The sequence below is a fragment of the Histidinibacterium lentulum genome, assembly GCF_003789055.1.
GTDB lineage: Bacteria > Pseudomonadota > Alphaproteobacteria > Rhodobacterales > Rhodobacteraceae > Oceanicola > Oceanicola lentulus.
The window spans coordinates 329,233-346,744 of record NZ_ML119085.1 but is presented as its reverse complement, the minus strand read 5'-3'; the positions used below and the strand labels follow the sequence as shown (position 1 = coordinate 346,744).

Annotated in this window: 17 protein-coding genes; 11 read left to right on the top strand and 6 right to left on the bottom strand. The window is 69.4% G+C overall.

What is annotated here, in order from left to right:
* Positions 1-62: 62 nt before the first annotated feature.
* A complete protein-coding gene (gene gyrB, locus EAT49_RS12250; protein WP_123642610.1) occupies positions 63-2,480 on the top strand; it encodes a DNA topoisomerase (ATP-hydrolyzing) subunit B in 2,418 nt (805 codons plus the stop codon).
* Positions 2,481-2,782: 302 nt separating this feature from the next.
* Here the strand turns inward: gyrB and EAT49_RS12245 are convergent, their stop codons facing one another.
* On the bottom strand, positions 2,783-3,187 hold the full coding sequence (locus EAT49_RS12245) for a hypothetical protein (RefSeq protein WP_221181456.1): 405 nt from the start codon (positions 3,185-3,187) through the stop codon (positions 2,783-2,785).
* Complete coding sequence (locus EAT49_RS12240) at positions 3,184-3,654, bottom strand: cupin domain-containing protein (protein WP_123642609.1); 471 nt, start codon at positions 3,652-3,654, stop codon at positions 3,184-3,186. The genes EAT49_RS12245 and EAT49_RS12240 overlap by 4 nt, the downstream gene beginning before the upstream one ends.
* A gap of 91 nt (positions 3,655-3,745) precedes the next feature.
* On the opposite strand from EAT49_RS12240, the gene EAT49_RS12235 reads away from it, so the two are divergent.
* The 3 genes from EAT49_RS12235 to EAT49_RS12225 all read left to right on the top strand — a co-directional run bounded on the left by EAT49_RS12235 (position 3,746) and on the right by EAT49_RS12225 (position 7,680).
* Positions 3,746-4,342, top strand: a complete 597-nt coding sequence (locus EAT49_RS12235) for a TetR/AcrR family transcriptional regulator (RefSeq protein WP_123642608.1) — start codon at positions 3,746-3,748, stop codon at positions 4,340-4,342.
* Positions 4,343-4,742: 400 nt separating this feature from the next.
* On the top strand, positions 4,743-5,855 hold the full coding sequence (locus EAT49_RS12230; protein ID WP_123642607.1) for a DUF418 domain-containing protein: 1,113 nt from the start codon (positions 4,743-4,745) through the stop codon (positions 5,853-5,855).
* 106 nt (positions 5,856-5,961) lie between these two features.
* Positions 5,962-7,680: a cation:proton antiporter gene (locus EAT49_RS12225; protein WP_246003837.1), complete on the top strand. Its 1,719-nt coding sequence runs from the start codon at positions 5,962-5,964 to the stop codon at positions 7,678-7,680.
* A gap of 4 nt (positions 7,681-7,684) precedes the next feature.
* Here EAT49_RS12225 and trhO read toward each other — a convergent pair whose 3' ends face one another.
* A complete protein-coding gene (gene trhO, locus EAT49_RS12220) occupies positions 7,685-8,578 on the bottom strand; it encodes an oxygen-dependent tRNA uridine(34) hydroxylase TrhO (protein ID WP_123642606.1) in 894 nt (297 codons plus the stop codon).
* Positions 8,579-8,672: 94 nt separating this feature from the next.
* On the opposite strand from trhO, the gene EAT49_RS12215 reads away from it, so the two are divergent.
* The gene (locus tag EAT49_RS12215; RefSeq protein WP_123642605.1) at positions 8,673-8,861 is read left to right on the top strand and encodes a hypothetical protein; all 189 of its coding nucleotides are present in this window, start codon (positions 8,673-8,675) and stop codon (positions 8,859-8,861) included.
* Between the two features lie 143 nt (positions 8,862-9,004).
* On the opposite strand, the gene epmA is transcribed toward EAT49_RS12215, so the two are convergent.
* Entirely contained in the window at positions 9,005-10,027 is a 1,023-nt protein-coding gene (gene epmA, locus EAT49_RS12210; protein ID WP_123642604.1) for an EF-P lysine aminoacylase EpmA, read from the bottom strand.
* 75 nt (positions 10,028-10,102) lie between these two features.
* On the opposite strand from epmA, the gene efp reads away from it, so the two are divergent.
* From efp to EAT49_RS12180, 6 genes are all read left to right on the top strand, one after another.
* Positions 10,103-10,672 (top strand): elongation factor P, encoded by a 570-nt coding sequence (gene efp / locus EAT49_RS12205; protein WP_123642603.1) that lies wholly within the window; start codon positions 10,103-10,105, stop codon positions 10,670-10,672.
* An 18-nt stretch (positions 10,673-10,690) separates the two neighbouring features.
* Positions 10,691-11,293 carry an FMN-binding negative transcriptional regulator gene (locus tag EAT49_RS12200; protein ID WP_123642602.1) on the top strand — a complete coding sequence of 201 codons (603 nt, stop codon included), beginning with the start codon at positions 10,691-10,693 and terminating at the stop codon, positions 11,291-11,293.
* A 76-nt stretch (positions 11,294-11,369) separates the two neighbouring features.
* Entirely contained in the window at positions 11,370-11,972 is a 603-nt protein-coding gene (locus EAT49_RS12195) for a glutathione S-transferase (RefSeq protein WP_123642601.1), read from the top strand.
* Between the two features lie 306 nt (positions 11,973-12,278).
* Positions 12,279-12,860, top strand: coding sequence for a ubiquinol-cytochrome c reductase iron-sulfur subunit (gene petA, locus EAT49_RS12190; protein ID WP_123642600.1), 582 nt, complete (start codon positions 12,279-12,281; stop codon positions 12,858-12,860).
* 12 nt (positions 12,861-12,872) lie between these two features.
* Positions 12,873-14,216, top strand: a complete 1,344-nt coding sequence (locus tag EAT49_RS12185) for a cytochrome b (protein WP_123642599.1) — start codon at positions 12,873-12,875, stop codon at positions 14,214-14,216.
* Between the two features lie 17 nt (positions 14,217-14,233).
* On the top strand, positions 14,234-15,109 hold the full coding sequence (locus EAT49_RS12180; protein WP_123642598.1) for a cytochrome c1: 876 nt from the start codon (positions 14,234-14,236) through the stop codon (positions 15,107-15,109).
* A 226-nt stretch (positions 15,110-15,335) separates the two neighbouring features.
* On the opposite strand, the gene EAT49_RS12175 is transcribed toward EAT49_RS12180, so the two are convergent.
* Both EAT49_RS12175 and EAT49_RS12170 read right to left on the bottom strand, forming a co-directional pair.
* Positions 15,336-16,022 (bottom strand): thiamine ABC transporter ATP-binding protein, encoded by a 687-nt coding sequence (locus tag EAT49_RS12175; protein ID WP_185020738.1) that lies wholly within the window; start codon positions 16,020-16,022, stop codon positions 15,336-15,338.
* The gene (locus EAT49_RS12170) at positions 16,006-17,511 is read right to left on the bottom strand and encodes an ABC transporter permease family protein (protein ID WP_123642597.1); all 1,506 of its coding nucleotides are present in this window, start codon (positions 17,509-17,511) and stop codon (positions 16,006-16,008) included. The genes EAT49_RS12175 and EAT49_RS12170 overlap by 17 nt, the downstream gene beginning before the upstream one ends.
* Position 17,512 lies beyond the last annotated feature (1 nt).

Genomic DNA, 17,512 nt, shown 5'->3' with positions numbered 1-17,512 from the left:
GTTGCGTGACAATCGCCACCAGACTTCGTATATGAAGCCCCGAACAGACAGGATTGTGACGCATGGCGGAGACCGCAGGCGCGCCGGAGGAATACGGCGCCAGTTCCATCAAGGTTCTCAAGGGCTTGGAGGCTGTCCGGAAGCGGCCGGGCATGTATATCGGCGACACCGACGACGGGTCCGGCCTGCATCACATGGTCTACGAGGTCGTGGACAACGGCATCGACGAGGCGCTGGCCGGTCATGCCGACCGGGTGACCGTCACGATCCATGCCGACAGTTCGGTTTCCGTGACCGACAACGGGCGCGGCATCCCGGTGGACATCCACGAGGGCGAGGGGGTGAGCGCCGCCGAGGTCATCATGACCCAGCTCCACGCGGGCGGGAAGTTCGACCAGAATTCCTACAAGGTCTCCGGCGGTCTGCACGGTGTCGGCGTCTCTGTCGTCAACGCGCTGTCGGTCTGGCTGGAGCTGCGCATCTGGCGGAACGGCAAGGAGCATGTCGCCCGGTTCGAGCATGGCGACACGGTGGAGCATCTGAAGGTCGTGGGCGACAGCGGCGGCCGCACCGGCACCGAGGTCCGGTTCCTGGCCTCCACAGGCACGTTCTCCAATCTCGACTACGATTTCCATACGCTGGAGAAGCGCCTGCGGGAGCTCGCGTTCCTCAATTCCGGCGTGCGCATCGTCCTGCGGGACGAGCGCCCGGCGGAGCGGCAGGAGGTGGACCTGTTCTACGAGGGCGGCGTCAAGGAGTTCGTCAAGTATCTCGACCGCTCCAAGGCGCCGATGCTGCCCGAGCCGATCCATGTCGCAGGCGAGCGGGACGGGATCACCGTCGAGGCCGGGATGTGGTGGAACGACAGCTACAACGAGATGGTGCTTCCGTTCACCAACAACATCCCACAGCGGGACGGCGGCACTCACATGGCGGGCTTCCGCGCCGCGCTGACCCGGACCGTCACCCGCTATGCCACCGACAGCGGCATCTCCAAGCGCGAGAAGGTGAACTTCACCGGCGACGACATGCGCGAGGGGCTGACCTGCGTGCTGTCCGTGAAGGTGCCCGACCCGAAGTTCTCCAGCCAGACGAAGGACAAGCTCGTCTCGTCCGAGGTGCGTCCGGCGGTGGAGAACCTGATCGGCGAGAAGCTGGCGGAGTGGTTCGAGGAGAACCCGGCCGAGGCGCGGATGATCGTCGGCAAGATCGTGGAGGCCGCCCAGGCCCGGGAGGCCGCGCGCAAGGCCCGGGAGCTGACCCGGCGCAAGACCGCGATGGACGTGAACTACCTTGCCGGAAAGCTGAAGGATTGCTCGGAAAAGGACCCGGCGCTGACGGAGCTGTTCCTGGTGGAAGGGGATTCCGCGGGCGGCTCGGCGCAGACGGGGCGGGACCGGCGGACCCAGGCGGTGCTGCCACTGCGGGGCAAGATCCTGAACGTGGAGCGGGCGCGGTTCGACCGGATGCTGGGCAGCCAGGAGATCGGCAACCTCGTGATGGCGCTGGGCACCGGCATCGGGCGGGACGAGTTCGACATCTCCAAATTGCGCTACCACAAGATCGTCATCATGACCGACGCCGACGTGGACGGCGCCCATATCCGGACGCTGCTGCTCACGTTCTTCTTCCGGCAGATGCCGCAGCTGATCGAGGGCGGGTATCTCTACATCGCGCAGCCGCCGCTCTTCAAGGTGAAGCGCGGGCAGTCGGAGGTCTACCTGAAGGACCAGGCGGAGCTCGACAACTACCTGATCCGCGAGGGCACCAAGGATGCAGTGCTGCGTCTGAGCGGCGGAGAGGACATCGTGGGCGAGGATCTCGCCCGCGTGGTGGAGGATGCGCGGCGGCTCAGGCGGGTGTTCGACGCCTTCCCGACGCATTACCCGCGCCACATCCTCGAGCAGGCCGCCATTGCGGGGGCATTCGCGCCCGGCGCGGTGGAGGCCGACCTGCAGGGTGTCGCGGACCGGGTCGCGGCGCGGCTCGACCTCATCGCGCTGGAATACGAGCGGGGATGGCAGGGCCGGATTACCCAGGACCGCGGCATCCGGCTCGCGCGGATCCTGCGCGGCGTGGAGGAGGTGCGGACGCTGGACGGGCCCATGCTGCGCTCGGGAGAAGCGCGGCGGACGGGGTCGTTCACCGAGGCGCTGAGGGATGTCTACGGCGGGCCTGCGCGGCTCATGCGCAAGGACCGCAACCAGCTGGTGCACGGCCCGCTGGGGCTGCTCTCGGCGATCCTCGAGGAGGGCGAACGCGGGCTGACGCTCCAGCGCTACAAGGGTCTGGGCGAGATGAACCCGAGCCAGCTCTGGGAGACGACGCTGGACCCCGATGCGCGAACCTTCCTGCAGGTGAAGATCGACGACGTGGCCGAGGCCGACGACCTTTTCACCAAGCTCATGGGCGACGTGGTCGAACCCCGCCGGGAGTTCATCCAGCAGAACGCGCTCAGCGTGGAGAACCTGGATTTCTGAGGACCTTGTAGGGAGGCGCAAGTCCTCTCACGGCGCGCAGGGGGAGCCGCCAATATCCCCGAGCGCCTTCGGAGGGGCGTCGGTGGCGCCCGCGAGAGGACACGGGGCCGCCAGGGTCAACCCGGTTTCGATGGTGCAGGGTGAACCCGGCTGGCAGTTGTCAGCCGGGCCGACCGTCGTTTTCCGGCAGCCTGCGATGACCCGGACGCCGAGGCGTGCGCCGGCGACGGCACTCTCCCGGGTGACCGGGCGAGGGGCCTCTTCGCGGTGCGGCGCCTCGGAGGACCGTGTCCCCGGCCCGCTCAGAGGGAGCGCCAGAGAGCCAGGGTGAAGGCGCAGAGGCCCAGGGTGCTCAGGATCGCCCCGAGGGCGATCCCCGGTTCCGCCGCGGCGACTCCGGACAGATAGGCGGCCAGCGCGAACATCATCACCGGCAGGCCGAGATTGTGAAGCACGACGTGCCAACGCGCCAGCCTGCTTGCCGACAGCGCGGGCATCATCGCGTAGACGAGGCCCGAGATTGCAAGCGTGACCCAGCCCAGAAGGTGCATGTGCGCGTGAACGCCCTTGAGGGTGAAATCGCTGCTTGCCGCCATCGCGACCCCGAGGAGCAGCCCGCCGACCAGGTAGATTGTCGCGGCGCGGAGCTGGACCCGCGCCAGCGAGGGCAACGTGCTCCGCTGCATGCCGATACCGGACGCGCTCATCGCGCGGCCTCCATTTGCGGCGGCACGAGCTTCAGTCCGGTTGCCTCTGCCACCTGCATCACCTTCGCCATGTCCGGGGGTCCAGCGGGCGGCGCCGGGAGCGTCCGGTCGTCAGGCATGGGTTCGCCCACGCCGCGGAAGAAGTCCACATGCATCCGGCCCGGCGCATTGATGATCTCGAGCCGCCCGGGACGTGCGCCGGTGCAGGTGAAGGCATGGACCGCACCGTCGGGCACGACGACCGTATCCCCCGACCGCGCCGACACCTTCTGTCCGTCGATCAGGAAGTCGAACTCTCCTTCCATCACCCGGAACACCTCCGTCTCGCCGCCGTGGAAATTCGGCGGTGCTCCGAGGCCGGGCGGGACGAGGGCGTCCATGAGCACGAACTTGTTCTCCACCTCCTCGGGCAGGACCCGGAAGCTGACGAGAAGGCCGAAGACGTTGTAGTGACGATGATCCGACATGCGTTTCTCCTTGACGGGACCGATTCCCGTCGCAAGACTGCGAATATCATTATGAGACACGAGTCTCAATATGGAAATGTTGGGGAGCAGCATGACGAAGACCGAACGGACGAGTCAGAAGCAGCGCACCCGCGACGCGATCCTCGACGGCGCCCGGCAACTCATGTCGCGCGGCGAGGAGGTGACCATCGTGGCCGCGGCCGCCGAACATGGCATCTCGAGGGCAACCGCCTATCGCTACTTCTCCGATGCCCACGCCCTGACGCTCGAGGCAGGGCTGGCGACGCTCGTTCCGCCTTATGAGACGCTCGTGGAGGGAACGACTGACGTCCATGCCCGCCTCATGGCGATCTGCCAGGGACTTGTGAGGCTGACGCTCGAGAACGAGACGACATTCCGCCAGTACCTCGCCTCTGCGGTCGTCGCTACGGAAGACATCGGCAAACGCGGTGCCCGACGCGTGGCCTACATGGAGCGCGCGCTTCACGATCTGCCGCACGGCCTCCCGAGGCGGCAGCAGAAGGAACTCGTCGCCTTGCTCTGCGTCGCCACGGGCATCGAGGCGGTTATCGCCCTCCTCGACGTGGCGCGGGTGCCCAGGGAAGACGTGCCGAGGCTTCTGGCGGTTTCGGCCGAAACGATCCTGTCACGCTTTCTCCACCCGGACGGTGAGACCGCCACCGTGTGAACGGGAGAGTTCCGCCACATCCTTCGCGCGAGGTCGGCGAGTCCGCGTCTGGCGACTCGATCAACGCGGTCTGCGAGATTGTGTCGAAGCCATCGGCCCGAGGCCTTGGGCCACGAGTACAGATTGACCCGGCCGGCGCTCGACCGCTATGCGGAGACTGCGCCTGCGGCTGTCGTCGCTCTTCTCCGGACGGGGCGGGATGGATAAGGTTGACCTGACGGAGCTGCGGGCCCGTGCCGTCTTCCCGGGCGCGTGACGGGCGACCGGGCCGGGGAAATGCCGGTCGGGACCGCGACGGGATGCCTCGGCGGGCAGATCGCGCTCGCCGTCGCGCTGCGGGCCAGGACAAGGGATGGAGACACGAGATGTTGACCCTCGCCCTGTCGGTGCTGAGGCGGCCATGAGCGGGTCCCGCGCGCTGATGCCGGATTACCTGCGGCTGATCGCCCTGTTCGGGATCGTCGTGGTCAACGTCCAGTACATCGCCTTCACCCTGCTGGGCGGGTTCCTGGAACCGTCGGGGGAGACGGCGACGGATGCGATCACGATGTGGTTGGTGAACGGGCTGGCGCTGTCGAAATCCTACGGGCTGTTCTCCTTCATGTTCGGCTTGGGGCTCGGGTTCCTGATGCGCTCGGCGCAGCGGCGGGGGCTGGCGTTCGGACAGCTTTACCGCAACCGGATGATCGGGCTTCTGCTCCTCGGGATCGCCCATGGCTGCCTGTTCTTTCCGGGCGACATCCTGACGATTTACGCGGTCACCGGATCGGTGCTCTATCTTCTGCGGGACTGGCCGGTGCGGCGGCTGGTGCGTCTGGGCGCGGGGCTGCTGATCCTGCAGGCGGCCCTCGCGCCGGTGCTCATGGCCTCCGCCCCCGACACGCCCGCCGAGTTCGTGGCGCTGGAGCGGGAGATCCTCGGTGGCGGCGGTTTCGTCGAGGCGGTGATCTTCCGCAGTGTCAGCTTCGCCTTTGTCCTGCCGTCGCTGCTTCTGACGCAGGGGGTCGCGGCGCTGGGGTGGTTCTGCCTCGGCCTCGCCGCCGTGAAGGCGGGGATGATCGACGAGTCGAGCCATCCGCTGTGGCGGCGCGCGCGGCTCTGGTGCCTCTGGCCCGGTGTCGCGTTGAGCCTCCTCGGCGCGGCGCTCTGGCAATGGGGTCCGCCCCTGCCGGGGCTCGTGCTGACCATCCTCGTGGCGCCGGTGGCGACCCTGGGCTACCTTGGTCTGATCGCCGCGCTGTCGCGCCCGCCCGGCCCGGTCATGGAGCGGGTGCTGGCGGCGGGGGGATCGAGCCTGAGCATCTACCTCGGCCAGTCCATCGTCCTGTCGACGATCTTCTCCGCCTACGGGCTGCGGCTCTGGGACACTGTCGGGCGGCTGACCGCGACGCTGATCGCGGTCGCCGTGACCGTGGCGCTGATCGCGGCGCTGGCGGTCTGGCGGCGCCGGGCCGCGCTCGGGCCCTTCGAATGGGTGCTGCGGCGGATCACCTATGCGGGGCAGCGCGGCTGACCGGCAAGCGTCTGCGCGGCTTCGACGCACGGCGCTGCCGCCCGGGACGTATGGGATGGCGGCGCCGGCGTGATAGGGTCGGCGCGCCCAAGGCAGGGAGACGCAGGTGACCGAGACGATCCAGGGCTACATCTTCTACGAGATCGCCGCGCTGATGGTGCTGGCCTCGGCGGTGGGCTTCGCCGGCCTCTTGCTGCGCCAGCCGCTGATCGTGAGCTTCATCGCGGTGGGCATTCTCGCCGGTCCCTCGGCCTTCGACATCGCGCGGTCCGATGTGCAGATCGACCTTCTGGCCGAGCTGGGCATCGCGCTGCTGCTGTTTCTCGTGGGGCTGAAGCTCGATTTTCAGCTGGTGCGGACGCTGGGGGCGGTGTCCCTGACCACGGGTCTGGGACAGGTGCTCTTTACCACGGTCTTCGGGTTCCTGATCGGGCTCGGGCTTGGCCTCGATCCGCTGACGGCCATCTATGTGGCGATCGCGCTGACGTTCAGCTCGACCATCATCATCGTCAAGCTCCTGTCCGACAAGCGCGAGATCGACAGCCTGCACGGGCGCATCGCGCTGGGGTTCCTGATCGTGCAGGACGTGGTGGTGGTCCTGGCGATGATCCTTCTGTCGGCGCTGGGCGTGGGTGCTGCGGGCGAGGCGCCGCTGGCGGCGGTGCTGCAGGTCTTCGGCTACGGCCTCGCGATGCTGGCCTTCGTCGCCGTCTTCGTGCGCTACATCGCCGATCCGCTGGTCGAGCGGCTGTCGCGGGCGCCGGAGCTTCTGGTCTCCTTCGCCATCGCCTGGGCGGCGCTCCTGGCGGCGGTGGGGCACTACCTCGGCTTCGGCAAGGAGCTGGGCGGATTGCTGGCCGGGGTCTCGCTGGCCTCCACGCCGTTCCGGGAGGCCATCGCGGCGCGGCTGGCGAGTCTCAGGGACTTCCTGCTTCTCTTCTTCTTCATCGCGCTGGGCGCGTCCCTGGACCTGTCGGTGCTGGGCGCGGCGGTCTGGCCCGCCATCGTGCTGTCGCTCTTCGTGCTGATCGGCAATCCGCTGATCGTGCTCGCGATCATGGGGGCGATGGGATATCGCAAGCGGACCGGGTTCCTCGCGGGGCTGACGGTGGCGCAGATCAGCGAGTTCTCCCTGATCTTCATGGCAATGGGCGTGTCCATCGGCCATGTGGCGGAGGAGGCGCTGGGGCTGGTGACGCTGGTGGGCCTCGTGACCATCGCGGCCTCCACCTACATGATCACCTGGTCGCACCAGATCTACGACAGGCTGGAGCCGTTCCTGGGCATCTTCGAACGCAAGCGCCTGCGGGACGACGCGGCGGAGGGGCCGCGCACGGGCGAGCGGCATGACGTGGTGCTGTTCGGGCTCGGGCGCTATGGCCTCGGCATCGCGCGCAACCTCAAGGCGCAGGGGCTGAAGGTGCTGGGGGTGGATTTCAATCCCGAGGCGGTCCGCCATGCCCGGACGCAGGGGTTCGACGTGGCCTTCGGCGATGTCACCGATCCCGAAACGCTGGCCCATCTGCCGCTGATGCAGGCCAGCTGGGTGGTCTCCGCCGTGCCGGACCACGACACGGGCCTTGTCCATGACGACCCGAGAAAGGCGCTGATCCGGACGCTGAAGGATCTCGGCTATCCGGGTCGGGTCGCCGTCTCGGCCCAGAGCGACGCCGCCGCGCGGGACCTGCGTGACGCGGCGGCCGATCTGGTGCTTCTGCCCTATGCGGACGCGGCGAGCGCCGCGGCCCGGATGATCCTGACCGGCCACGGAGAGGCACAGCCCGAGACGGAGGATCCCATGGGTCAGAAGGAGCTGGCGGTCTGAGCCGTCAGCCCCGGCCCGCGGCGAGATCCCGCTGGCGCTGGCGTTCGCGAAAGCCCGCCTTCTGCGCCTCGGTGGTGGCGGCGGCGCAGCGATGGCAGGAGACGCCGCGCTCGTAGTCGGGATGGACGGTATCGGCGGGGTCGAGCGGCCTGCGGCAGCCGTGGCACAGCACATGCGGCCCCTCGGCGAGACCATGGGTGACGGACACGCGGTCGTCGAAGACGAAACAGGCGCCGTCCCAGAGGCTCTCGTCCCCGGGCACCTCCTCGAGGTACTTCAGGATGCCGCCCTTCAGGTGAAAGACCTCCTCGATGCCTTCGGCGCGCAGGAGAGCGGTCGATTTCTCGCAGCGGATGCCGCCGGTGCAGAACATGGCGATGCGCCTGTTCGAGAGCCTGTCGCGGTTGGCCTCCCACCAGGCCGGAAACTCGCCGAAGCTGTCCGTGCCGGGGTCGATGGCGCCGCGGAAGGTGCCGATCGCCACCTCGTAGGCGTTGCGGGTGTCGATCACGGCCACGTCGGGCGCGGAGATGAGCGCGTTCCAGTCGGCGGGCTCGACATAGGTTCCCGCCGCTCCGCCCGGATCGAGACCGGGTCGGCCCATGGTGACGATCTCGCGCTTGAGCCGCACCTTCAGCTTGCCGAAGGGCATCCGGTCCGCGGTGCTTTCCTTCCAGTCGAGCCCGTCGCAGCCCGGAAGGCCGCGGATATGGGCAAGGACTCGGTCGATTCCGGCCCGGGTGCCCGCGATGGTGCCGTTGATCCCCTCGGGCGCCAGCAGGAGCGTGCCCTTCACCCCCGCGCCGCAGGCGAGCCGCGCGAGGGGTGCGCGCAGGGCGGCGGGATCGGGAAAGGGCGTGAACCGGTAGAGGGCGGCGACGATGACGCTCATGGGCATCCGGATAGGGCAGGGGCACTTCGGGCCACAAGGGGGAACCGCTCTGCCCGCGAATCTGTTATGGTGTGTCAGGTGCAAGCCAAGGAGGACGACGATGACCAGGCATGTGATCGACCAGCCCCGCCGCCGCGCCGACGCGATGCGCGTGCGCCATTTCCTCAACCTCGAGCGCGCGCAGAACCCGGACCGCGCGGCGCTCATGTTGCAGCGGCGGATGCGCAAGGGGCAGGCCAGCCCCCGCGTGCGCGAGTTCCTGCGGATCGAGCGGGGATACATGGCGTAATCTGAATGTGCGCCTTCGGCGCGCTGCCTTGAGCCCGGCCCCGCCTGTGGCGGGACCGGGCGGTTCGGGGCGCTGCCCCATCGGCCGTTGGCCGATTCCCCGGGATATTTCCGGCCAGAAAAACGGGGGCGTGGTCCGCCGGGTCAGGCGGGCGGGCTCCACATCACGTCCGCAAGGCGGGGCGCACCGGTGGCGAGCATCACCAGCCGGTCGAAGCCGAGCGCGATCCCGGAGGTGGGCGGCATCTGCGCGAGGGCGGCGAGGAGATCCTCGTCGATCGGGTAGGCTTCTCCGTAGAGGTGCGCCCGCAACGCCATGTCGGCTGTGAAGCGGGCGCGCTGCTCGGCGGGATCGGTGAGTTCGCCGAAGGCATTGGCGAGTTCCACCCCGCAGGCGAAGAGTTCGAACCTCTCGGCGGTGCGCGGATCCTCCGGCGTCCGGCGGGCGAGGGCCGCCTCGGGCGCGGGGTAGCGGTCGAGGATCGTGGCGGCGGGGCCGAGGCCGGGCTCGATCCGCTCTGTCAGGGCCTTGGAGAAGAGATCGGACCAGCTGTCGCCGGGACGGTGCGGGATGCCCGCCTGGGCGAGCGCCGCGGCCAGGGGCACCGGGTCGGTCTCGGGCAGGGTGGCGAGAAGGTCGATGCCCTCGGCCGCGAAGGCCTCCGCGACGGTCACCCGGCGCAGGGGGGCGAAGGGATCGCAGCTTGCCGTCTCGTGGCGGAAGACCGAGGTGCCCGCGGCTTCGGCGGCGATGCGCAGAACGGTGGCGCAATCCTCCATCAGCTGCGTGTAGTCCGCGCCGGCGCGATACCATTCGAGCATGGTGAATTCGGTGGCGTGGCGCGGGCCGCCCTCGCGGTCGCGCCAGACTCGGGCGAAGGAGAAGAGCCGCGTCTCGCCGGCGGCGATCAGCTTCTTCAGGGCGAACTCGGGGCTGGTCTGGAGCCAGGCGCGGCGCGTCGTCAGGTCGGGCGAGGTGGCGGTGACCGGGAGCGCGTGGAGATGCACCTCCGCCCCCGGGACGGGGACGAGGCAGGCGGGATCGGCCTCGGTGAAGCCCTCGGCCTCGAACCAGTCGGTCAGCGCGCGGCGGATTCGGTTGCGCGCCAGAAGCAGGGGGCGGCGGTCCGCGTGGCGCGCGGGGTCCCACCATGGCCTGTCCGTCATCTCTGGTCCTCCGCCGCGGGATGCGATAGGCCGCGCGGTAATCAAGCAACCGATCCGACACAAGGAGAGGCGTCCATGGCCAAGGTCATCGCGTCCCAGCTGAGGAAGGGCAACGTCGTCGAGATCGACGAGAAGCTCTACGTCATCCTCCGGGCCGAGAATTTCCACCCCGGCAAGGGCACGCCCGTGACCCAGATCGACATGCGCCGGATCTCGGACGGGGTGAAGGTCAGCGACCGCTGGAAGACCACGGACAGCGTCGAGCGCGCCCATGTGGAGCAGAGCGAGTTCCAGTTCCTCTATGCCGACGGCGAGGGCTACCACTTCATGAACCCCGAGACCTACGAGCAGGTCGCGGTGGCCGAGGACGTGGTGGGCGACAGCAAGGTCTGGCTGCAGGACGGGATGCTGTGCCATCTTGCCGTGCACAACGAGGTGGCGATCGCGCTCGACCTGCCGCAGAAGGTCACGGTGGAGATCGTCGAGACCGAGCCCGTGGTGAAGGGGCAGACGGCCTCGTCCTCCTACAAGCCCGCCATGGCCGACAACGGCGTGCGGGTGATGGTGCCGCCCCATATCGGCGTGGGCACCCGGGTGGTGGTGAACACCGAGGACGCGACCTACGTCGAGCGCGCCAAGGACTGAGCCGGGGCAGGCGGGGTCATGCACCCGAACCCGGCCTTTCGCGGCGAGACCGAAGAGCGCAGCGCGGCGTTTGCGGCGGAGCGCGGCTTCGGCGTTCTGGCGGTGAACGGGGCGGAGGGGCCGGTGCTGGCCCATGTGCCCTTCCTGCTCTCCGCGGACCGGCGGAGCGCCGAGCTGCACCTCGTGCGGTCGGGTCCGATCGCGCGGATGGCGCCCGTGGAGGCGGTGATCGCGGTGACCGGGCCCGATGCCTATGTCTCTCCGGACTGGTACGGCGTGGCGGACCAGGTGCCCACGTGGAACTACGTCGCCGTGCACCTGCGCGGGCGGCTCCTGCCGCTGGACGCCGCGGAGATGCGGCCGATGCTGGAGCGGCAGTCGGCGGGGTTCGAGTCGGGGCTGGGCAAGGCGCCCTGGACCATGGCGAAAATGTCGGAAGAGGCCATCGCGCGGATGCTGCGGCAGATCCTGCCGTTCCGGCTGGAGATCGCGCGGATCGACGGGACCTGGAAGCTCGGCCAGAACAAGCCCGCGGAGGTGCGCCGCGCCGCCGCCGCGCGGATGGCGGGCACCCATGGCAGCGAACCGGCCGAGGTGGCGCGTCTGATGGACGAGGCCTGAGGTCCGCCGGGGGCTGGCCCCCGGGCCGCGCCCGGGCTAGCGTCCGCGGCGATCACATGACCACAGGGTGCCCGCCATGCAGCTTCTGATGTCCCCGCCTTCGCCCTATGCCCGGATGGCCCGAGTCGCCCTGCGGGAGCTGGGCCTGACGGATCGCGTCGAGGAGGTGTCGGTGCAGACGACCCCTCTCGACAGCAATCCGCGGGCGGTGTCGGCCAATCCGACCGGGCGCATCCCCTCTCTGGTGCGGGACGGCGCGCCCTCGATGTACGACAGCCGGGTGATCTGCCGCTATCTCGACGATCTGGCGGGCGGAAAGCTCTATCCGGATGCGCGGATCTGGGAGGTGCTGACACTCGAGGCGACGGGGCACGGGCTGTCCGATTCGGGCATCGCCATGGTCTACCAGGCACGGTTCGTCGGCAGCGAGGGCGCCTCGGCGGGCTGGATCGAGGCGCAGTGGGGCAAGGTGGCGCGCAGCGTCGAGGCGCTGGAGGCGCGGTGGCTGAGCCATCTCGCCGGGCCGCTGGACGCGGGCCAGATCGCGGTGGGTTGCGGGCTCGCCTATGTGGATTTCCGGCTGCCCGAGCGCGACTGGCGCGAGGCCGCGCCGGGTCTCGCGGAGTGGTTCGGGCGGTTCAATGCGCGGCCCTCGATGCAGGAGACGGCACCGGGCTGAGCCGAAGGCGGACCCGGGCTGGACTGCCGGTGGGGCAAGCTGACGCAGCGGAGACACGACGGTGACCGCCGCCCTATGTCCCGTCATGCGGCGGAATGTCGGGCAGGTCCGTCCTGCCATGGCGCCCCCGGCCCGGCGAAGCGGAGAGCGCTTGAGGTCTGTCCGAGTTGCGACAACCTGCGCTTTCTTGACTGCTGGACGGCCCGTAAGGCGCCATATAGAACGCGCCGCATTCGGCCTTCGGGACCTGTCCGGCGGCCATCGCCCCCTTGGCCCGATGGGCCCGCAGAAACGGAGATGTTTGACGTGTCGCACGCAGACGAACCCCAGGGCACCCGCCGTGACTTCATCTATTATGCCACGGCCGGCGCCGGTGCCGTGGTCACGGGTGCCGCGGTCTGGCCCCTCGTGAACCAGATGAACCCGTCGGCGGACGTGCTCGCGCTCGCCTCGATCCGGGTCGATATCAGCCAGCTGTCGGAGGGCGACCAGCTGACCGTCCTCTGGCAGGGCAAGCCCGTGTTCATCCGCTGGCGCACCGAAGCCGAGATCGCCGCGGCCCGGCAGACGGATGTCTCCTCCCTGCCCGATCCCGAGGCCTATAACGAGAACCTCGGCGACGACATTCCCGCCTCCGACGAGAACCGCGCGCTCGCCGCGCCCGAAGGTGCGGGCTATGCGGACGGCGCGATCCTCGTGCAGATGGGCGTGTGCACCCATCTGGGCTGCGTGCCGCTGGGCGAGGCGGGCGATTTCAACGGCTGGTTCTGCCCCTGCCACGGCTCCCATTACGATACGGCCGGCCGGATCCGGCGCGGTCCCGCCCCCCGCAACCTGCCCATTCCCGTGGCGTCCTTCGTGGACGACACGACCATTCAACTCGGTTAAGGAGATCCGCTGATGGCCGGTATTCCCCACGACCATTACGAGCCGAAGTCGGGCGGAGAGAAGTGGCTCCACCGCCGGCTGCCCATCGTCGGGCTGATGTACGACACGCTGATGATCCCCACCCCCCGCAACCTGAACTGGATGTGGATCTGGGGCATCGTTCTGACCTTCACGCTGGTGATGCAGATCGTCACCGGCGTCGTGCTGGTGATGCACTACGTCCCGCACGTCGACATGGCCTTCGCCTCGGTCGAGCACATCATGCGCGACGTGAACGGCGGGCACATGATCCGCTATTTCCACCAGAACGGCGCGTCGCTCTTCTTCGTGGCGGTCTATCTGCACATCTTCCGCAACCTCTACTACGGCTCCTACAAGAGCCCGCGCGAGGTGACGTGGATCATCGGCATCCTGATGTTCGTGCTGATGATGGGCACGGCCTTCATGGGGTACGTCCTGCCCTGGGGCCAGATGTCCTTCCACGGCACGGCGGTGATCACGGGCCTCTTCGGCGCCATCCCCTTCGTGGGCGAGGCGGTGCAGACCTGGCTCCTTGGCGCCAGCGCCGTGGGCCAGCCCGCGCTGAACCGGTTCTTCTCGCTGCACTATCTGCTGCCCTTCATCATCCTGGGCCTCACGATCGTGCACATCTGGGCCTTCCATACCACGGGCAACAACAACCCCACCGGGGTCGAGGTGCGCCGCGGTTCCAAGGAGGAGGCGGAGCGCGACACGCTGCCCTTCTGGCCCTACTTCGTGATCAAGGACCTCTTCGCGCTGGCGATCATCCTTGCCGTCTTCGTGGCCATCGTGGGCTTCATGCCGAACTATCTCGGCCACCCGGACAACTACATCGAGGCGAACCCGCTCGCGACGCCGTCGCACATCGTGCCCGAATGGTACTTCCTGCCGTTCTACGCGGTGCTGCGGGCCTTCACACCCGACGTGTGGCTGGTGATGTTCGTGAACTGGATCACCTTCGGGATCGTCGACGCCGCCTTCTTTGGCGTGGTCGCGATGTTCGGCGCGATCGTCGTCATGGCGCTGGCGCCCTGGCTCGACACCTCGTCGGTCCGGTCGGGCCGCTACCGGCCGATGTTCAAGTGGTGGTACTGGCTGTTCATCGTGAACTTCGTGATCCTCGGATGGACCGGGGCCATGCCGGCCGAGGGCATCTATCCGACGATCGCGCTGATCACGACCTGCTACTACTTCGGCTATTTCCTCGTGATCCTGCCGCTGCTCGGGGTGATCGAGAAACCGCTTCCGCAGCCCGCGACCATCGAGGACGACGTGCTCTCGAAGGCCGGGAAGGCCGGGACCGGCGGCGCCGCGACGCCGACGCCCGCCGAGTGAGAAAGGACAAGACCCAGATGTTCCGCAAACTCGCACTGACCACGGCCTGCGCCCTTTCCTTCGGGGCGGGGCCGGCCGTCGCCGCCGGCGGCGGCGGGGAGGTCACGAACTACGCCTTCCCCTTCGAGGGGCCCTTCGGCAGCTACGACACGCAGCAGCTCCAGCGGGGCCTGCAGGTCTACACCGAGATCTGCTCGGCCTGTCACGGGCTGCAGTACCTGTCGTTCCGCAACCTCTCGGACCAGGGCGGCCCGGAACTGCCCGAGGAGCAGATGCGCGCCTATGCCGAGACCTTCGAGGTCTGGGACCCGACGCTGTTCGACGGCGAGGGTGACTGGCGTCCCGCGGCGCCGCAGGACCGCTTCCCCATGAGCCAACTCGCGACCGCGCCCGACCTCAGCCTGATGGCCAAGTCCCGCGCCGGGTTCAGCGGGCCCTACGGCACCGGCCTCGCGCAGTTCTTCAACGGGATGGGCGGTCCGGAGTACATCGCCTCGCTGATGACGGGCTATGTCGAGGAGCCCGAGTGCGCCCTCGAGAGCGACCCGATGGACGGCTACTACAACATCGCCTTCGCCGCGGGCGGCCTGCCGGAGACCTGCTACTACCCGGACGGTACTCCGAGGGTCCCGGGCAGCTACATCTCGATGGCGCCGCCGCTCTATGGTGACGACGTGGAGTATGCCGACGGCGCGCCGGCCGACCTCGAGAGCGTGTCGAAGGACGTCGCCGCCTTCCTGATGTGGACGGCCGAGCCGAAGCTGAACGCGCGCAAGGAGGCGGGGCTCACGGGCGTGATCTTCCTCACCGTGCTGTCCGTGCTGCTCTACCTGACGAACAAGCGGCTCTGGGCGCCGCACAAGAAGGCCGCCAAGAAGCGTGCCGCCGAATAGGCGCGCCTCCCGACCGGATCGCAGCGGCCCGCCCTCCGGCGGGCCGTTCGCGTTACGGCCGGCCTACTCCACAGATCACTCCCAAGCCGGTGTCAGGTTCCGAGCCACGATCCGATCGGCGGGCCTTTGGGGAGCGCGCGTAGGCCGGGCATACGTCCGGCATGTCACGCTGGGTGATCCCCCAGCCCTTGTCGGTGGGGCTTCACCCCTGCACCCCGGCCGGCCGTCAGTCCCCCAGATAGGCCCTGAGCGCCGGCGGCGGGTCGGCGAAGAGGGCTCCGGTCTCGAAGGGACCGGTCGCGCGTCCGTCCGCCACCAGCACCACGCTGTCGGCCACGCTGCGCGCATCCTCCGGGTCGTGGGTGACCATGAGCATCAGTCGCCCCGGCGCGGCCAGCACCTCGGCCGCCAGGGCCAGCATCTCCTGTTTCAGGCCGGGACCGAGCGCCGAGAAGGGCTCGTCGAGCAACACCACGGGCCGGTCCTGCACCAGCGCGCGGGCCAGCGCGGCGCGGCTTTGCTGACCGCCCGACAGGCGCGCGGGCCTGCGGTCGCCGAGGCCCTCGAGGCCCACCCGCGCCAGCACCTGCGCCACACGCGGATCGCGCGCGGCGGCGCGCGACGCCGCGATGCCGAGGCCCACGTTCTCGGCCAGGGTCAGGTGCGGGAAGAGATTGCCGTCCTGGAAGAGCTGCGCGACCGGCCGCTCCGCGGGCGGCAGGGCGGTGATGTCGCGCCCGTCCACCTCCACCCGGCCCGAGACAGGCGCGAGAAACCCGCCCACGGCATCGAGCAGGGTGGACTTGCCGCCGCCCGAAGGTCCGATCACGGCGGTCACGCCGGGCGGCAGGGAGAGGTCGGCGGCGAGGGTGAACCCCTCGCGCGCCAGCCTGAGGTCAGTGAGCGTCAGCACGGCGGCCCCATCGGTCGAAGATCCAGAACAGCCCGAAGCTGAGCGTCACGAGGAGCAGCGCCGCCCCGGCGGCGGCCTCGGTGCGGTAGGAGCCCATCAGGCGGTACATCTCCAGCGGCAGGGTCGCCTCGCCGGTTCCGGCGAAGAGCGTGATCACCCCAAGGTCGCCCATCGACAGCGCCGCCGCCAGCCCGGCAGCGAAACCGAGCGGCGCGCGCAGGCGCGGGAGCAGCACCAGCCGCAGCCGCGCCACGCCGAAGAGCCCCAGCGCATCGGCCAGCCGCCCGTGCCGCGCTTCGATCTGGCGCAGGGCGGGGGAAAGGACGCGGACGGCGAAGGGCACGGTCAGCAGCGCGTTGACGAGCGCCGTGACCGGCAGGGCCACGGAGGCGGGCGCCATGACGGGCTGCACGAGGATGAAGAGTCCCGTTCCCACGACGAGGGGCGAGGCGGCGAGCGGCAGGACGCCCGCCAGGGCCGCCGCGCGGCCGTCGCGCAGCGCCAGAGCGAGGGACAGGACCATGGCGAGCGCGGTGGACACGAGCGCCACGGCCATCGACCGCGCGGCGGCGGCCCAGACCGACGCGGGCATCTCCAGAAGTCCGCCCAAGCCGCGCAGCGCGACGGCGGCGAGGGGCACCAGCAGGAACAGCGCGGCGGCGGCGATCCAGAGCGCGTCCACGATGCGCGAGCCGTCCCAGCGCCGCACCGTCCGGTCGAGCCCGCCGCCCATGGCATCGGGCAGGGCGATCCCGAACGCGAGCGCGGCAGCGGCGGCGCAGAGGCCGAACTGGATCAGCGCCAGAAGTGCCGCGCGCCCGAGGTCGAACTCGAACCGCAATGCCTGGTAGATGGCAAGCTCCACCGTCGTGGCGCGGGGGCCGCCGCCGAGGATCAGCGCGACGGCGAAGGACGTCAGGCAGATCAGGAAGATGGTCAGGAAGGCGCCGGGCAGCAGGGTGCGCAGCATCGGTCCTTCGAGCACCCGCCCCACCGGCGCGCCGAGGTGGGCGGCGAGGCGGAAGCGTTCGGCGGGGATGGCGAGCCAGCCCATCAGCAGGATCCGCGCCGCCAGCGGCAGGTTGAAGAAGACATGGGCGAGGACCACGCCCTCGAGCCCGTAGATGTCGGGGGGCGGCAGGCCCAGACCGGCGAAGACGGAGCCCAGCCAGCCGCGCCGGCCGTAGACCGTCAGGAGGCCCATCACCGCCACCACGACCGGCAGCAGGAACGGCGCGCCGAGGAGTGTCACCACTGCGCCGCGTCCCGGGAAGCTGCGCCGCGCCAGCGCGCGGGCCACGGGGATCGCGAGGAGGACGGAGAAGAGCGCCGACAGGAACGCCTGCAGGACCGTGAAGCGCACCGCCGCCCAGTCCGCCGGCGACAGCCCGCCCCCCGTCTCGGCCCGAAGGGCCACCGCGCCCAGCGTGCCGAGGGTCAGCAGGAAGATCAGCCCGGCCACGAAGAGGCCGGGCCGGGAGAGGCTCATC